14 protein-coding genes and 1 pseudogene are annotated in these 15,227 nt (G+C 72.3%); 5 read left to right on the forward strand and 10 right to left on the reverse strand.

What is annotated here, in order from left to right:
• From UW392_RS60440 to UW392_RS60450, 3 genes and pseudogenes are all read right to left on the reverse strand, one after another.
• Window positions 1–528: pseudogene (locus tag UW392_RS60440) on the reverse strand (hypothetical protein); the annotation flags it as partial.
• Window positions 529–686: 158 nt separating this feature from the next.
• Complete coding sequence (locus UW392_RS60445; RefSeq protein WP_320784032.1) at window positions 687–983, reverse strand: hypothetical protein; 297 nt, start codon at window positions 981–983, stop codon at window positions 687–689.
• A 150-nt stretch (window positions 984–1,133) separates the two neighbouring features.
• The gene (locus tag UW392_RS60450; RefSeq protein ID WP_320784033.1) at window positions 1,134–1,733 is read right to left on the reverse strand and encodes a class I SAM-dependent methyltransferase; all 600 of its coding nucleotides are present in this window, start codon (window positions 1,731–1,733) and stop codon (window positions 1,134–1,136) included.
• Between the two features lie 284 nt (window positions 1,734–2,017).
• Here UW392_RS60450 and UW392_RS60455 point away from each other — a divergent pair, with 284 nt between their 5' ends.
• The 3 genes from UW392_RS60455 (at window position 2,018) to UW392_RS60465 (ending at window position 4,523) form a co-directional block, all read left to right on the forward strand.
• Window positions 2,018–2,623 carry a GTP-binding protein gene (locus tag UW392_RS60455; RefSeq protein ID WP_320784034.1) on the forward strand — a complete coding sequence of 202 codons (606 nt, stop codon included), beginning with the start codon at window positions 2,018–2,020 and terminating at the stop codon, window positions 2,621–2,623.
• Window positions 2,624–2,871: 248 nt separating this feature from the next.
• A complete protein-coding gene (locus tag UW392_RS60460) occupies window positions 2,872–3,285 on the forward strand; it encodes a roadblock/LC7 domain-containing protein (RefSeq protein WP_320784035.1) in 414 nt (137 codons plus the stop codon).
• Window positions 3,286–3,482: 197 nt separating this feature from the next.
• Window positions 3,483–4,523 (forward strand): DUF6397 family protein, encoded by a 1,041-nt coding sequence (locus UW392_RS60465; RefSeq protein WP_320784036.1) that lies wholly within the window; start codon window positions 3,483–3,485, stop codon window positions 4,521–4,523.
• A gap of 81 nt (window positions 4,524–4,604) precedes the next feature.
• On the opposite strand, the gene UW392_RS60470 is transcribed toward UW392_RS60465, so the two are convergent.
• Both UW392_RS60470 and UW392_RS60475 read right to left on the reverse strand, forming a co-directional pair.
• Window positions 4,605–5,480 carry an acyl-CoA thioesterase II gene (locus UW392_RS60470; RefSeq protein WP_320784037.1) on the reverse strand — a complete coding sequence of 292 codons (876 nt, stop codon included), beginning with the start codon at window positions 5,478–5,480 and terminating at the stop codon, window positions 4,605–4,607.
• A gap of 19 nt (window positions 5,481–5,499) precedes the next feature.
• Entirely contained in the window at window positions 5,500–8,013 is a 2,514-nt protein-coding gene (locus UW392_RS60475; RefSeq protein ID WP_320784038.1) for a DEAD/DEAH box helicase, read from the reverse strand.
• A gap of 145 nt (window positions 8,014–8,158) precedes the next feature.
• Here UW392_RS60475 and UW392_RS60480 point away from each other — a divergent pair, with 145 nt between their 5' ends.
• A complete protein-coding gene (locus UW392_RS60480) occupies window positions 8,159–8,953 on the forward strand; it encodes a metal-dependent hydrolase (RefSeq protein ID WP_320784039.1) in 795 nt (264 codons plus the stop codon).
• A gap of 62 nt (window positions 8,954–9,015) precedes the next feature.
• Here the strand turns inward: UW392_RS60480 and UW392_RS60485 are convergent, their stop codons facing one another.
• From UW392_RS60485 to UW392_RS60500, 4 genes are all read right to left on the reverse strand, one after another.
• Window positions 9,016–9,279, reverse strand: a complete 264-nt coding sequence (locus UW392_RS60485; RefSeq protein WP_320784040.1) for a type B 50S ribosomal protein L31 — start codon at window positions 9,277–9,279, stop codon at window positions 9,016–9,018.
• 28 nt (window positions 9,280–9,307) lie between these two features.
• Complete coding sequence (locus UW392_RS60490; protein ID WP_320784041.1) at window positions 9,308–9,784, reverse strand: DUF5709 domain-containing protein; 477 nt, start codon at window positions 9,782–9,784, stop codon at window positions 9,308–9,310.
• A 140-nt stretch (window positions 9,785–9,924) separates the two neighbouring features.
• Window positions 9,925–11,706, reverse strand: coding sequence for an ABC transporter ATP-binding protein (locus UW392_RS60495; protein WP_320784042.1), 1,782 nt, complete (start codon window positions 11,704–11,706; stop codon window positions 9,925–9,927).
• Complete coding sequence (locus UW392_RS60500; protein WP_320784043.1) at window positions 11,703–13,559, reverse strand: ABC transporter ATP-binding protein; 1,857 nt, start codon at window positions 13,557–13,559, stop codon at window positions 11,703–11,705. Before UW392_RS60500 ends, UW392_RS60495 begins: the two co-directional genes overlap by 4 nt.
• A gap of 232 nt (window positions 13,560–13,791) precedes the next feature.
• Between UW392_RS60500 and UW392_RS60505 the strand changes: the two genes are divergently transcribed.
• Entirely contained in the window at window positions 13,792–14,541 is a 750-nt protein-coding gene (locus UW392_RS60505) for a L,D-transpeptidase family protein (RefSeq protein WP_320784044.1), read from the forward strand.
• Between the two features lie 62 nt (window positions 14,542–14,603).
• On the opposite strand, the gene UW392_RS60510 is transcribed toward UW392_RS60505, so the two are convergent.
• Window positions 14,604–15,104, reverse strand: a complete 501-nt coding sequence (locus UW392_RS60510) for a MarR family winged helix-turn-helix transcriptional regulator (RefSeq protein WP_320784045.1) — start codon at window positions 15,102–15,104, stop codon at window positions 14,604–14,606.
• Window positions 15,105–15,227: the final 123 nt, after the last annotated feature.

Raw genomic sequence — 15,227 nt, forward strand, 5'->3', positions numbered from 1 at the left:
CGCGACGCCGCCCGCGGTGACGGCCGAGGCGTCGTCGACCTGCTCCCGCCAGACCGACCACCGCAGGGCGACCTCGTCGGCGCCGAGCCGCCGTTGGGGCGGTCCCCAGCTGCCGGTGTCCGGTGGGCGCAGCGGCGGCCGCCCGGCGGTCTCCGCCAGGGGGTCGTGCGGAGCGGGCACCCCGGGAGCGGCGACGGCCACGGCCAGGGGCCAGCCGGGCAGCGCGGCCACGACCGAGCGCTCGTCCGGCGACAGGTCGTACTCCATCCCGCAGTCCCACGACGCGATGGCGACGGCCACCAGGGGCACGTCGTCGACGACGACCGTCCACCGCGCGCCGTCGCCGTCCTGGCCCAGCACGAGGCCGTACCCGCCGGCGAGCGGCGGCAGACCGAGCGCCGCGCACGCCTCCGGATAGTCGTCGCCCAGCACGCTGGGGAACCTGGCCGGCGTCAGCAGCACCGCGGTCAGCACGTACAGCGCGTCGTCGTCCCCGCCGGCGACGGCGTCCTCGTCCGCCACGGCCATGCCGGCCTCCCCCTCGCTCACGCCCTTCGCCCAAGTCCGTCGGCGCACCCTAGTGCGCGCGGAAGCCGCTTGTCACGAAGGGGGAAGCCGGTGAGGAGCTGCGGTGATCCCGCCCCGGCCCGACAGGGGACGGACCGGTTCCGGTCAAGGCCTCCCGCTCAGGCGGCGGGCAGCCCGAGGAGATCGCGTGCCACCGTCCGGGGGGTCTCGTCCCGCTCCCGTGCGAGCGCGATGACGGCCCGGCACGCCAGTTCGCTCACCCCGAAGGAGAGCGCGTCGGGCGACACCCACGTCGTGGTCTCGTCCATCCGGTCCTGATCGTCCTCGGCGCATGCCGAGATGTACGCCGCGGCGGCCTCGAAGAGATTGCGCGATCCGTGCGGCCGGCCCGCGTCCGGTTCCGTGCGCAAGGAGTTGAGGAATCTGCCGGTGGACTTGCGGAGCCTGCCGAGCATAGGGCTGCCCTCCCCCTGTCGACCTTCATCGACCGGTCGTGCCTTCCTCCTCAAACGTAGAGTCGGGAGCCCCGGAGCAGAAGGGGAAGCACGCGGTGGGCGGCACGGGCGATGGCGCCCACGGGCGGGCGACAGCCGGGCCGGCCGGCGTCAGCCGCCGCGTACGGCCAGCGCGAGGAACCGGTCGTCCCGGTCCACGTACGACGTCATGTGCCAGCCGGAACGCGCGAGCAGTGGGGCGAGGTTGGCCTCGGCGCGCAGGTCGTCCGGTGTGATCCGCCGTCCCTGGCGTGCGGCGAGCGCGGCCCTTCCGACGGGGTGGTGGAGCGCCAGTTTGCCGCCCGGACGGACCACCCGCGCCAGCTCGCGCAGATCGGCGGCGGGGTCCGGCAGATGCGCGACGAGCCCTGCGGCGAACACCGCGTCGAGGCACTCCGCGCGCAGCGGCAGGGCGGCCACGTCGGTGAGCAGCAGACGCCCGGCACGGTCCCGTCCGGCCCGTACGGCGGCCGCCAGCATGGCCGGTGTCAGATCGGCTCCCAGCACCACTCCCGACGGCCCCACGGCTGCGCGCAGCGGTGTGAGGGCCCGTCCGGTGCCGCAACCGGCGTCGAGCACCCGGTCGCCCGAACGCAGCCCGAGCTCGGCGACCGCCGCCGCGAACGCGGGCCCGTCGTCGGGGAACTTCGCGTCCCAGCCGGCCGCACGGGCCGTGAAGAACTCCTGGACGTGCGTGTGGTCGTCACTCATCCCCACATGATCCCTTCCCGGACCTTCCCGACCCCCGAGCCTTCCCGAACCCCACCCCTTCCCGAACCCCGAACCTTCTCGAAGGAACTTCGGACAGATCGCTTCGGTATGCGATCGAAATCGGTCTCGAAAGGACACCGAGCGCGATCGGTCAGTCAGTCGGTCAGTCAGGCCGACCGAAAACCGGTCGAACGCCACGGGAACGCCCGGTTGTTGCCATGATGCTGTCTTCGCATGTGTGTACCGACATCGACATCCGCCTGCTCTCCCGAGAGAAGTGATCGATGGCACCCGAGCACTCCGACGCCACTGATGCGGACACGACCGCCCTGGCGTTGAAGATCCTGATCGCCGGTGGTTTCGGCGTGGGCAAGACCACCTTGGTGGGCGCACTCAGCGAGATCCGGCCGCTGCGCACCGAGGAAGCGCTGAGCGAGGCGGGCCGGTCCGTGGACGACACCGCGGGCGTGGAACGGAAGACGGTCACGACCGTGGCCATGGACTTCGGACGCATCACCATCAGGCCCGACCTCTCGCTCTATCTGTTCGGCACCCCTGGCCAGGACCGTTTCTGGTTCCTGTGGGACGAGTTGGCGCACGGCGCGCTGGGCGCGGTCGTCCTCGCCGACACCCGGCGACTGCAGGACTGCTTCCCCGCGGTGGACTACTTCGAGCACCGCAGCATTCCGTTCGTGGTCGCGGTCAACCGCTTCGCCGGCGCCCGCACCTATGCGCCGCACGAGGTGTCGCGCGCCCTCGACCTCGACCGGGGCACGCCGGTGCTCCTCTGCGACGCGCGCGACCGCGAGTCCGGGAAGGACGTGCTGATACGGCTCGTCGAGTATGCCGGCCGGATGCACACCGCCCGGCTGCTGGAGTCGGTGAGCTGATCGCGATCTTCGCTGCAGTGAAGCGATGCGGGAAGGAGGGCCGCGTGTGCCGGAGGCCGGCCGGGCCACCGGCACACGCGGCCCGGAACCCGCCGTGCGGGTGGTGCCGAGGGGCGAGAACCCGGACTCGCCCGTCGGTCATCTTCCGCGCATGGCTTCATCCCGCTTGCCCGTGCCGTGCAGGTGGGGAAGGCTGATTCGGCGGATCCTCCGGTCAGGGAGGAGCGACCCTGGAGGGGGAACCGGCGATGGCACGGACCACGGGACTCGGCTGGCTGCTGGACGACTTCATAGCACGCGTCGCACATGTGCGGCACGCTCTGGTGCTTTCGGGCGACGGGCTGGTGACCGGAGCCAGTACCGGCCTGCGGCGCGAGGACGCCGAGCACCTCGCCGCGGTCTCCGCCGGGCTGCACAGCCTCGCCAGGGGCTCCGGTCGTCACTTCGGCGCGGGAGAGGTACGCCAGACCATGATCGAGTTCGACGAGGCGATGCTCTTCGTCACCGCGGCGGGCGAGGGCAGCTGCTTATGCGTGCTGAGTGCCGCCCAGGCCGACGTCGGGGAGATCGGCTATGAGATGACCCGGTTGGTGAACCAGGTCGGCGAACACCTCGGTGTAGCCGCCCGCCCTGCCGAACACTCGTCCGCACCAGAGCTCTGACCTGCGTCTTCTCCGCCCTTCCCGTTCGCCAGCTGCCTTGTTCCTCCCCGTCGGCGTTCCGTCGGCGCCCCTGTCGGAACCCATCGGTGCGGGAGTTATCCACAGGCTCGGCCGCGTTGTCGGGCGGGATCGATACGGTTTTTTCCGCAGCGGGCGCCGAGCGGCGCCGGCACGTCGTCGCACGGGGGAGAACCATCATGACCGGCAACATCGTCACGCAGCCGACCGCGGCCGAGACCGGCACAACGACCGACACCACAATCGAGACCACGACCGGGACTGCAACAACCATCGGGTCCACCGCCGCCCCGGCCGTCGTCCTGGAGCGACCGGCCCGCACCGCGCGCGGCGTCCCGCTCTCACAGAGCCGTGCCGCGCGGGAACTGGGCCTGAAACGCCGGGAGTTCGACCTGGCCGTGCACCTGGGCAGCATCCGGACGCTCGCCGACGACGGAGGCGGCCCTCGCGTCGTCCCGGCGGAGATCGACCGGCTCCGCGCCGAGGACGGCTTCCCCGAGACGTTGAAGGAGCGCGTCAGGATGGTGGGCACCGCGGAAGGGGCCGCCCTCCTGGAGGTCACGAGCGCCCGCTTCACCCGCCTGGCGCGACTGGGCCGGGTGACTCCGGTCGACTACTACCTCAATCGGTACGCGGCGGTGGTCTGGCTGTACCGGGCGGCGGAACTGCGCGAGTTCGCCGCGGACGAGAAGAGCGCGCTCCTGCTGAGCGGCCGCACACCGGAGCACCTGCGCGACCTCCTGGACGCGGGCCTGGACCTGCGGCCCCGTACCTGGCGTGGGCGCCGGCTCGCCTTCTGGCTGGACAGGGCCCGCGACCCCTGGGCACGGGCCGCGGCCCTGGCGTCCTTCCTCGACCCCGTCCGGATCGCGGAGCTGGTGCGGGATCCGTACGAGCGGGCCTACGTCAACCGGCTGCGCCCGGCCCGGCCCGCCCACGGCACCCTCGACTCGCCCGCCGCCCTGACCACGGTCCGGATCACGACGGCGGACGATCCGGACGAGATCGCCCGGCTGCGCACCGATCTGCGGCAGGCCCTCGCCGAGGCACGGGAACACCGGCCGGCACCACGACCTGCGATCGAGGCACGTGAGGTACACGAGGCGAGTGAGACTGGCGAGGCAGGCGAGGCACGCGACACGAGTGAGACACGCGAGGCGAGCGGGGCACCACGCGAACGACGCGGCCTGCTCGGCCGGTTGCGCCGCAGGAAGCCCTGACGGGCCGGTGCCCGGCAGCCGCGGCGCGTCCCCTGACCGCCCGCCCCGCTCGCCCTGACCGCCCCGCCCGTCCCGGCCGCCTCAGCCGCCGAGGGAGCGGAAGAGGCCCTCCTGCACCACGGAGACCAGCAGTCGGCCCTCGCGGTCGTAGATGCGTCCGCGGGCCAGCCCGCGCCCGCCCACCGCGATCGGGGACTCCTGGTCGTAGAGGAACCACTCGTCCGCGCGGAACGGCCGGTGGAACCACATAGCGTGGTCCAGCGACGCCATGTCGAACCCACGCGGACCCCAGAGCGGCTCCACCGGGATGCGGACGGCGTCCAGCAGGGTCATGTCGCTCGCGTACGTCAGGGCGCAGGTGTGCACGAGCGGGTCGTCGCCCAGCGGCCCGACCGCGCGCATCCACACCGCGCTGCGCGGTTCGGCGCCCTCGACCTCCTCGGGGGTCCAGCGCAGCCGGTCCACGTACCGGATGTCGAAGGGCTGGCGCCGTGCCATCCGCTCCAGCTGCTCGGGGAGCGCGCCCAGGTGCTCCCTGATCTCCTGGGCGACCGTCGGCAGCGACTCGGGGTCGGGCACCTCGCGGGCCGGCGGCAGCTGGTGCTCGAAGCTCCCCTCTTCAGGCTTGTGGAAGGAGGCGGTCAGATTGAAGATCGTGCGGCCCTGCTGCACGGCGGTGACGCGCCGGGTGGTGAACGACCGCCCGTCCCGCACCCGCTCGACCTGGTACACGATCGGCACCCCAGGACGCCCCGGGCGCAGGAAGTACGCGTGCAGCGAGTGCACGGGCCGGTCGCCCTCCGTGGTGCGTCCGGCGGCGACCAGCGCCTGGCCCGCCACCTGGCCGCCGAAGACCCGTTGCAGGGATTCCTGCGGGCTGCGGCCGCGGAAGATGTCGACCTCGATCCGCTCCAGGTCGAGCAGGTCGACGAGTCTCTCGGCCGGGTTGGTCGTCATGTGTCCGTCTCTCCCGTGCTCACAGCTGGCCGACGTCGGTGACCTTGACGACGGCGCGTCCCTCGGCGTCGGAGGCCGTGAGGTCGACCTCCGCGCTGATGCCCCAGTCATGATCACCGCTCGGGTCGGCGAAGGTCTGGCGGACGCGCCACAGACCGTTCTGCGGTTCTTCCTCGATCATCAGCAGCCGCGGGCCGCGGGCGTCCGGACCGGTGCCCAGTTCCTCGTACTCGTCCCAGTACCGGTCCATCGCCTCGCCCCACCGCTCGGCGTCCCAGCCGGACTCGGCGTCCAGCTCCCCGAGCTCCTCCACCTGGTCGAGCGCCGCGAGCTCGACGCGGCGGAACAGGGCGTTGCGGACGAGGACCCGGAAGGCGCGCGCGTTGGCGGTGACCGGCTTGACCTGGTCGGCCTTCTCCTGGGCCTCCTCGGCGGTCATCTCCTCCGGGTTGGCGAGCTGCTCCCACTCGTCCAGCAGGCTGGAGTCGACCTGGCGCACCATCTCGCCGAGCCAGGCGATCAGGTCCTCCAGGTCCTCCGACTTCAGGTCGTCGGGGACGGTGTGCTCCAGGGTCTTGTAGGCGCCGGCGAGGTAGCGCAGCACGATGCCCTCGGTGCGGGCGAGCTCGTAGAAGGAGACGAACTCGGTGAAGGACAGCGCCCGTTCGTACATGTCCCGGACGACGGACTTCGGCGACAGCGGATGGTCGCCGACCCAGGGGTGGCTCTTGCGGTAGGTGTTGTACGCGTGGAAGAGGAGCTCCTCCAGCGGCTTGGGGTAGCCGATGTCCTGCAGCCGCTCCATCCGCTCCTCGTACTCGACACCGTCCGCCTTCATCGCGGCCACGGCCTCGCCGCGGGCCTTGTTCTGCTGGGCGGCGAGGATCTGCCGCGGATCGTCCAGCGTGGACTCGACCGCGGACACCATGTCCAGGGCGTACGAGGGCGACTCGGGGTCCAGCAGCTCGAACGCGGCCAGGGCGAAGGTCGACAGGGGCTGGTTCAGCGCGAAGTCGTGCTGGAGGTCGACCGTGAGGCGCACGATCCGGCCCTCGGCGTCCGGCTCGTCGAGCTTCTCCACGATGCCGCCGTCGAGGAGCGAGCGGTAGATGGCGATCGCCCGGCGGATGTGCCGCAGCTGCTGCTTGCGCGGCTCGTGGTTGTCCTCCAGCAGTCGCCGCATCGCCTCGAAGGCGTTGCCGGGACGGGCGATCACCGACAGCAGCATCGTGTGCGTCACCCGGAAGCGGGAGGTGAGCGGCTCGGGATCGGAGGCGATCAGCTTCTCGAAGGTGTTCTCCGTCCACCCGACGAAGCCCTCCGGCGCCTTCTTGCGGACCACCTTGCGGCGCTTCTTCGGGTCGTCGCCCGCCTTGGCCAGCGCCTTCTCGTTCTCGACGACGTGCTCCGGGGCCTGCGCCACCACGAAGCCCGCCGTGTCGAAGCCGGCGCGTCCGGCACGCCCGGCGATCTGGTGGAACTCACGGGCGCGCAGCGTCCGCACCCGGTTGCCGTCGTACTTCGTCAGGGCCGTGAACAGCACGGTGCGGATCGGCACGTTCACGCCGACGCCGAGAGTGTCCGTGCCGCAGATGACCTTCAGCAGGCCGGCCTGCGCGAGCTTCTCCACCAGCCGCCGGTACTTGGGCAGCATGCCGGCGTGGTGGACACCGATCCCGTGCCGTACGTAACGCGAGAGGTTGCGGCCGAACTTGGTGGTGAAGCGGAAGTTGCCGATCAGTTCGGCGATCTTGTCCTTCTCCTCGCGCGTGCACATGTTGATGCTCATCAGCGCCTGCGCCCGCTCCACCGCCTGGGCCTGGGTGAAGTGCACGATGTAGACGGGGGCCTGCTTGGTCTCCAGCAGTTCGGTGAGCGTCTCCGTGAGCGGGGTGACGCGGTACTCGTAGGAGAGGGGCACGGGCCGGGTCGCCGAGCGGACCACCGCGGTGGGGCGGCCGGTGCGCCGGGTGAGGTCCCCCTCGAACATCGAGACGTCGCCGAGCGTCGCCGACATCAGGACGAACTGCGCCTGCGGCAGTTCCAGGATCGGGATCTGCCACGCCCAGCCGCGGTCAGCCTCCGCGTAGAAGTGGAACTCGTCCATCACGACCTGGCCGACGTCCGCGTGCTTGCCGTCACGCAGCGCGATCGACGCCAGCACCTCGGCGGTACAGCAGATGACGGGCGCGTCGGCGTTCACGGAGGCGTCGCCGGTGAGCATGCCGACGTTCTCGGTGCCGAACAGCTTGCACAGCTCGAAGAACTTCTCCGAGACCAGCGCCTTGATCGGCGCGGTGTAGAAGGTGACCTCGTCCCGGGCGAGGGCCGCGAAGTGCGCACCGGCGGCGATCATGCTCTTGCCGGAGCCGGTAGGCGTCGAGACGATCACGTTGGCCCCGGAGACCACCTCGATCAGCGCCTCCTCCTGATGGGGATAGAGGGTGAGACCACGCTCCACGGCCCAGGCCTCGAAGGCTTCGTAAAGGGCGTCCGGGTCGGCGGTCTGCGGCAGCTGATCGATGAGGGTCACGCCCCCATCTTGCCTGCCGTCCCACTCGATGCGGGAATCGGCTGCCGAGCTGAAGATCATGAACGTTACGCTGTGGCGCCGACACGGAGTCACCGCGCACGGGCAACAGGGCAGCGGCACAGGAGAAAAGGGGCGGGAAGCGGCCATGATGGGACCAGCACACTCACTGTCGGGGGCCGCGGCCTGGCTCGGGGTCGGAGCGGCCGCCGCCGCGGCCGACCGCCCCATGCCCTGGCCGGTCCTCCTGGTCGGCGCGCTGATCTGCGCGGGCGCCGCGCTGGCCCCGGACCTCGACCACAAGGCGGCCACCATCTCGCGGTCCTTCGGACCCGTGTCGCGCTGGCTGTGCGAGATCGTCGACAAGCTCTCGTACGCCGTCTACAAGGCGACGAAGAAGCCGGGCGACCCCAGACGCTCCGGCGGGCACCGCACCCTGACGCACACCTGGCTGTGGGCGGCGCTCATCGGTGCGATCTGCTCCGTCACGGCGATCGCGGTGGACCGCTGGGGCGTGCTCCTCATCCTCTTCGTGCACATGGTGCTCGCCATCGAAGGGCTGCTGTGGCGGGCGGCCCGCGGCTCCAGCAGCGACGTCCTGGTGTGGCTGCTGGCCGCCACCAGCGCCTGGATCCTCGCGGACATCCTGGACCAGCCGAACAACGGCGCCGACTGGCTGTTCACGGCCCCCGGCCAGGAGTACCTCTGGCTGGGCCTGCCGGTCGTCCTCGGCGCGCTGGTGCACTGCCTGGGCGACGCGCTGACGGTCTCCGGCTGCCCGGTCCTGTGGCCGATACCCGTCGGCCGCAAGCGCTGGTACCCCCTCGGGCCGCCGAAGGGCATGCGGTTCCGCGCGGGCAGCTGGGTCGAGGTGAAGGTGCTGATGCCGGTGTTCATGGTGCTCGGCGGAGTCGGCGGGGCGGTCGCGCTCAACGTCATCTGAACGGGGGAGGGCGCCCCCACCGGCGCCCTCCCATCACCTCGGTCCGCGGTCCCGCCGCGGCCTCAGCTCGTACCTCCGCCGTCCCCGCCGCCGTACCGCCGCTCGAACTGCGCGATCCGTCCTTCCGTGTCCACGGTGCGGGCCTTCCCCGTGTAGAAGGGGTGGCTCTCCGAGGAGATCTCGACGTCCACGACCGGGTACGTCTCGCCGTCGTCCCACTCGATGGTCCGGTCGCTGGTGGCGGTCGACCGGGTGAGGAAGGCGTATCCGGCGCTCCGGTCGCGGAAGACGACCGGGTGGTAGTCGGGCTGCTTCTCCTGCTGCATGGGTGCTCCTTCGCTACGGGGGGCGGCGTCAGCCGGACGGGGGCGGGGTGTCCTCGTCGACGATGTGCATCGCCGCCTCCTCGGCCGAGGAGGCAGCGCCGTCGATGCCCACGTCGGTCGCGACCAGGTCCTTCTCCTCGTCCTCGTGCGCTCCTTCGTCGGGGGCGACGAGGCGGCCGGCGCGACCGGCACCGACCTCGTCGTCCAGGAGTTCCCCGTCCGAGTCGACAAAGTCACCCAGGCCGTCCCCTTCGGCCGGCGCGACGTCCGGGACCTCTTCCGCGAGGCGCTGGTCCAGGGTCTCGCCCCGCCGCCGCTCCGCGGCCGTCACACCGGTGTGCTCCACGGCCCACGGCCGCTCCGGCGGGGAGTAACCCCGTTCCAGCGGATCGTCCACCCCGTCGTCCTCCAGGGTGTCCTCGGGGTCCAGCAGCCCCGCGTCGTCCTGGATCTCGGACGCGTCGGGCTGGTAGACGTCGTCCCCCCATCCTCCGGCGCTGTCCACGGCTTCCTCCCGTCGTCGGTGAGGTGGGACCGGTGCCGCCCCCAGCGTTCCACCGGCTTCCGCGCCCCTGCAACGGCGGCGCCCGAGACACCACGCCGCAGGGAACGCCGGGCGGCCGCCGGACCGCCGCTACGACCCGGTCAGCCGTGCCAGGACCGCCACAGCGCCGCGTACGCGCCACCGGCGGCGACCAGCTGGTCATGGCTGCCCAGCTCGCTGATGCGGCCGTCCTCGACGACCGCGATGAGATCGGCGTCGTGCGCGGTGTGCAGCCGGTGGGCGATGGCGACGACCGTCCGGCCGTCGAGGACGCGGGCCAGGGAACGCTCCAGCTGGCGGGCCGCACGGGGATCGAGCAGCGAGGTCGCCTCGTCCAGGACCAGCGTGTGCGGATCGGCCAGCACGAGCCGGGCCAGCGCGATCTGCTGGGCCTGGGCCGGGGTGGGCGTGGACCCGCCCGAGCCGACCTCGGTGTCCAGGCCGCCGTCCAGCGCCCGGGCCCAGCCGTCCGCGTCGACCGCGCCGAGCGCCGCCCACAGTTCCGTATCGGCGGCGTCCGTGCGGGCCAGCAGGAGGTTGTCCCGCAGGGAGCCCACGAAGACGTGGTGCTCCTGGTTGACGAGGGCCACATGGGAGCGGACGTCCTCGGCGGGCATCCGGGACAGTTCGGCGCCGCCGAGGGTGACCCGGCCGCTCCGGGGCGCGTAGATGCCGGCGAGCAGCCTGCCCAGCGTGGACTTGCCCGCGCCGGACGGACCGACCAGGGCGAGCCGGGTGCCGGGCGCGACGCCCAGGGAGACCTCGCGCAGCACGTCGACACCGGCCCGGTAGCCGAAGCGCACCTCGTCGGCGCGCACGTCCTGCCCGTCGGGGACCACGGCGGGATCGCCCGTGTGCGCCTCGATGTCCCGCACACCCACCAGCCGGGCCAGCGACACCTGCGCCACCTGCAGCTCGTCGTACCAGCGCAGGATGAGGCCCACCGGGTCGACGAGCATCTGCGCGATCAGGGCGGCCGTGGTCAGCTGGCCCACGCCGATCCACCCCCGCAGCACGAACACCCCGCCGATCATCAGCACCGAGCCGAGGACCGTGACGTGGGTGAGGTTGATGACCGGGAACAGCACCGAGCGCAGCGACAGGGTGTACCGCTCCCATGCCGTCCACTCCTTGATCCGCCGGTCCGACAGCTCGATCCGGCGCTCGCCGAGCCGGTGCGCCTCGACGGTGCGCCCGGCGTCCACGGTCTCGGCGAGGGCGGCGGCGACGGCGGCGTACCCGGCGGCCTCCGACCGGTAGGCGGCGGGCGCACGCCGGAAGTACCAGCGGCAGCCCAGCACCAGCAGCGGCAGTGCCAGCAGCACGGCCGGGGCGAGCGGTGGCGCGGTCACGGCCAGGCCGCCGAGCAGCAGCCCCGCCCACACCACGCCGATCGCGAGCTGCGGCACGGCCTCGCGCATCGCACTCGCCAGCCGGTCGACGTCCGTGGTGATCCGGGACAGCAGGTCACCCGTCCCGGCGCGCTCCAGCACGCCCGGCGGCAGCCCCACGGACCGTACGAGGAAGTCCTCGCGCAGGTCGGCGAGCATCCGCTCACCGAGTACGGCCCCGCGCAGCCGCACCTGCCGCACGAACACGGCCTGTACCAGCAGGGCGGCGACGAACAGCCCGGCCGTGCGTTCCAGGCGCAGGTCGCGGGCGCCCTCGGAGACGCGCTCGACGAGCCCGCCGAGCAGATAGGGACCGGCCATCGAGGCGATGACGGCGACGGTGTTGACGGCGACGAGCAGGGCGAAGGCCCGCCTGTGCCGGCGTGCCAGCTCGGCCACGTAGGCTCGTACGGTGCCGGACGAGCCGACGGGCAGGGTGCCGGCCGTGGTCGGGGCGGCCGGGTCGTGGGCCGGTGGCGCCAGGCCGATCATGCGGTCTCCTCGGTCTTCGTGAGTTTCGCGAGCACACCGTGCACCCCGTGTACGGACGTCTCGTCGCCCCGTGCTCCGCGTACGGCGCTCCGGTCGTCCGGTGCCGCGGGCGGAGGGGGCGCCTCGTCGGTCTCACGGGTGACGACCGCCCGGTACCGGGGCTCGGTGCGCAGCAGGTCACGGTGGGTACCCACGGCGGTGACCGTGTCCTCGTGGACCAGGAGGACACGGTCCGCGCGGTCCAGCACCAGGGGCGAGGTGGTGAGCACGACCGTGGTGCGGCCCGCCCGGAAGGAGCTGATCCCCTCGGCGATCCGGGCCTCGGTGTGCGAGTCGACGGCGGACGTCGGCTCGTCCAGCACCAGCACCTCCGGATCCGTGAGCAGCGACCGGGCGAGCGCGAGGCGCTGCCGCTGGCCGCCGGACAGGGACCGCCCGCGTTCGGTGATCCGCGCGTCCAGCGGGTCACCGGCGGCCGGTGATCCCTGGACGAGCGAGTCCAGGACGTCCCCGCACTGGGCGGCGGCCAGGGCGTCACCGGCGCCGACGGCGCCCGATGCGGGCACGTCGAGCAGTTCGCGCAGGGAACCCGACAGGAGCACCGGATCCTTGTCCTGGACCAGGACGGCCGTGCGCGCGCAGCCGAGCGGCAGTGCGTCGAGCGGTACGCCGCCGAGGAGCACCGAAACACCCTGCTCGGCGGGATGTCCGCCCAGCCGTTCCGCCAGCCGCCCCGCCGCGTCCGGGTCGCCGCACACCACGGCGGTGAGGAGGCCGGCGGGTGCGAGCAGTCCGGTCGCCGGGTCGTACAGATCGCCGGACGGCACGACGGCCTCGCGGGTCCCCGCGGTGTCCGTGGCCCGCTCCAGCGACAGCACCCGCGCCGCCCGCCGGGCCGACGGCCGCGAGAAGGACCACGCCATGGCGATCTCCTCGAAGTGCCGCAGCGGGTACGTCAGCAGCATCACGGAGCTGTACACGGTGACCAGCTCACCGACCGCGATGCGGCCCTCCTGGGCGAGCTGTACGCCGTACCGGACGACCGTGACGATCAGCAGTCCCGGCAGCAGCACCTGGACCGCCGCGATGAGCGCCCACATCCGGGCGCTGCGCACGGCCGCGTGACGCACCTCCTGCGAGGCGCTGCGGTATCGCTCCAGGAACAGCTCCTCGCCGCCGATGCCCCGCAGGACGCGCAGTCCCGCGACGGTGTCGGAGGCGAGCTCCGTGGCGCGCCCCGCCTTCTCGCGCTGGACGTCGGCGCGCCGCGTCGCCGAGGGCAGGAGCGGCAGGACGGCGAGCGCGAGGACCGGGACGCCCACGGCGACGACGACACCGAGGGCCGGCTGGTACACGAGCAGACCGACGCAGACCAGTACGACGGTGAGCAGGGCCGCGGTGAACCGTGACACGGCCTCCACGAACCAGCCGATCTTCTCCACGTCGGCGGTGGAGACCGCGATGACCTCGCCGGCAGCGACCCGCCGGGTCAGTGCCGCACCCAACTGGGCGGTCCTGCGGGCCAGTAGCTGTTGGACGCGCGCCGCGGCGGTGATCCAGTTGGTGACCGCCGTACGGTGCAGGAAGGTGTCTCCCAGCGCGATCCCCACGCCGCACAGCGCCATCAGCCCGCCCGCGAGGGCGAGTCGGGTGCCGGAGCGGTCGACGACGGCCTGCACGGCGAGGCCCACGCAGAACGGCAGCCCGCACACGGCCGTGAAGTGCAGGAGTCCCCAGGCGAGGGCCTTGAGCTGCCCGCCGAGCTGATTGCGGAAGAGCCACCACAGGAAGCGGGGCCCCGAGCGTGCGTCGGGCACACCCGGGTCGGGGTACGGAAGGTCTCGGATCTGCATGACGTCCCAGTGACTCGTGATCAGGGGGCTGGAGGGGAGGGGGCCGGGTCGGTGGTCGGTCCGCGCCGGCCGTGGAGGCCCGGCAGCAAGCCGTGAAAGGTTGCGTCACCGCGTGGGCGGAGGCAAACGCTTTTCCGTGGCGAGGCAAAGATTCGGCCCGGTTCGGCCGCCCACGCGCGCAGACGGCCGGTGACGGGTCGCGGTGACGGTGCGCGGTGCGAGGATGGACCGCATGCGAACAGGCGGTGTCAGGGGCGCGGCGCGGGCACGGATCGCCGCGGCGGTCTGCGGTGTCCTGGTGATGTCCCTGGCCGGATGCGGCGGTTCGGGCGGCGGAAGCGGAACGCAGGGCCGTGGCGGCTCCGGTGACTCGACGGGCCGGGAGGCCGGCAGCACCGGACTCGAGCGCATCCCGGACGTCGGCGACCGCCTGCAGCGCCGCATCCCCGACAACTCCCGCCAGGTCGTGGCGGTCTACGGGGAAGGGGAGGACGACGCGGACGCCACCGTCGTGCTCTACACCCGGCACGGTTCCACCTGGGACCGGATCCGCAGCTGGCAGGGGCACAACGGCAAGAGGGGCTGGACCACGCGCCATCGCGAGGGCGACCGGCGCAGCCCCGTCGGCGTCTTCACCCTCAGCGACGCGGGCGGGGTCCTCGCCGACCCCGGTGCGGAACTCCCGTACACCCGTGACGCGTCCTTCCAGGCGCCGCGGTACTGGGCGAAGTCGCACTGGCACGACTTCGACTACGTCATCGCGATCGACTACAACCGCGTCAGGGGCACCTCGCCGAACGATCCGACCCGTCCCGAAGGGAGCTCCAAGGGCGGGGGCATCTGGCTGCACCTGGACCACGGCAGCGGCACGTCCGGCTGCGTGAGCCTGTCCAGGTCAGGCATGGAGTACCTGCTGCGCACGCTCGATCCCGAACTGCGTCCGGTCGTCGTGATGGGGGACAGGGCGGAGCTGAGGGCTTGAGGGCATGAGAGTTCGAAGGCCTGACGCCCCGTCGCGAAGCGGGGAGTGCCGGGTGACGCGGCTCAGCCGTGCTGGTGCGGGACGCGCCGGGCCGCGCTCAGGTCCGGGTCCGTGGCCGTCATCTCCGCCGGTATCCCGTCGATCAGGGTGTCCAGCAGGCCGCCCAGTACGGCGCGCTGATCGTCCCGGAGCGGGGCGAGGATCTCCTCGGCCGCCGTCCGGCGTGCCCGGCGCAGCTCCCGCAGGGCCGCGCGCCCCTCGTCGGTGACCTCGATGCGGATGACGCGCCGGTTGGCGGGATCGGGCACCCGGCGCACCCGTCCGCTCGCCTCCAGCCCGTCGACCAGGGACGTCACGGCCCGGGGCACCACCTCCAGCCGCTCGGCGAGGTCGGCCATGCGCGGCGGTGAATCGTAGTGCGCGAGCGTACGCAGCAGCCGGGACTGGGCCGGCGTGATGCTCAGTCCGGACCGCTCCAGGTGGCGTTTCTGAATGCGGTGCACGCGCCGGGTCAGCCGGAGCAACTGCTCCGCGAGCAGGCCGTCGGCGTCGGGGGAGGTCATGCGGGAACAATATCAGGACGCCGCTCATTGTGAGTATAGGTAACAATGAGCTATGCTCCGTCGAACCTGATCCCTCGTGTCCCCTCCCCCGGGGACATGAGCCGCCGACATCCGTAGGAGCCC

Source organism: Streptomyces sp. CRN 30 (genome assembly GCF_034105845.1).

Excerpts from the sequence above, each read along its gene's own strand:
- UW392_RS60470 (WP_320784037.1), bottom strand. The coding sequence starts at position 5,480 with ATGACGACCAACCCGGCCGAGAGACTCGTCGACCTGCTCGACCTGGAG.
- UW392_RS60480 (WP_320784039.1), top strand. The coding sequence starts at position 8,159 with ATGATGGGACCAGCACACTCACTGTCGGGGGCCGCGGCCTGGCTCGGG.
- UW392_RS60450 (WP_320784033.1), bottom strand. The coding sequence starts at position 1,733 with ATGAGTGACGACCACACGCACGTCCAGGAGTTCTTCACGGCCCGTGCG.
- UW392_RS60465 (WP_320784036.1), top strand. The coding sequence starts at position 3,483 with ATGACCGGCAACATCGTCACGCAGCCGACCGCGGCCGAGACCGGCACA.
- UW392_RS60455 (WP_320784034.1), top strand. The coding sequence starts at position 2,018 with ATGGCACCCGAGCACTCCGACGCCACTGATGCGGACACGACCGCCCTG.
- UW392_RS60445 (WP_320784032.1), bottom strand. The coding sequence starts at position 983 with ATGCTCGGCAGGCTCCGCAAGTCCACCGGCAGATTCCTCAACTCCTTG.
- UW392_RS60460 (WP_320784035.1), top strand. The coding sequence starts at position 2,872 with ATGGCACGGACCACGGGACTCGGCTGGCTGCTGGACGACTTCATAGCA.
- UW392_RS60485 (WP_320784040.1), bottom strand. The coding sequence starts at position 9,279 with ATGCAGCAGGAGAAGCAGCCCGACTACCACCCGGTCGTCTTCCGCGAC.
- UW392_RS60500 (WP_320784043.1), bottom strand. The coding sequence starts at position 13,559 with ATGCAGATCCGAGACCTTCCGTACCCCGACCCGGGTGTGCCCGACGCA.
- UW392_RS60505 (WP_320784044.1), top strand. The coding sequence starts at position 13,792 with ATGCGAACAGGCGGTGTCAGGGGCGCGGCGCGGGCACGGATCGCCGCG.
- UW392_RS60510 (WP_320784045.1), bottom strand. The coding sequence starts at position 15,104 with ATGACCTCCCCCGACGCCGACGGCCTGCTCGCGGAGCAGTTGCTCCGG.
- UW392_RS60495 (WP_320784042.1), bottom strand. The coding sequence starts at position 11,706 with ATGATCGGCCTGGCGCCACCGGCCCACGACCCGGCCGCCCCGACCACG.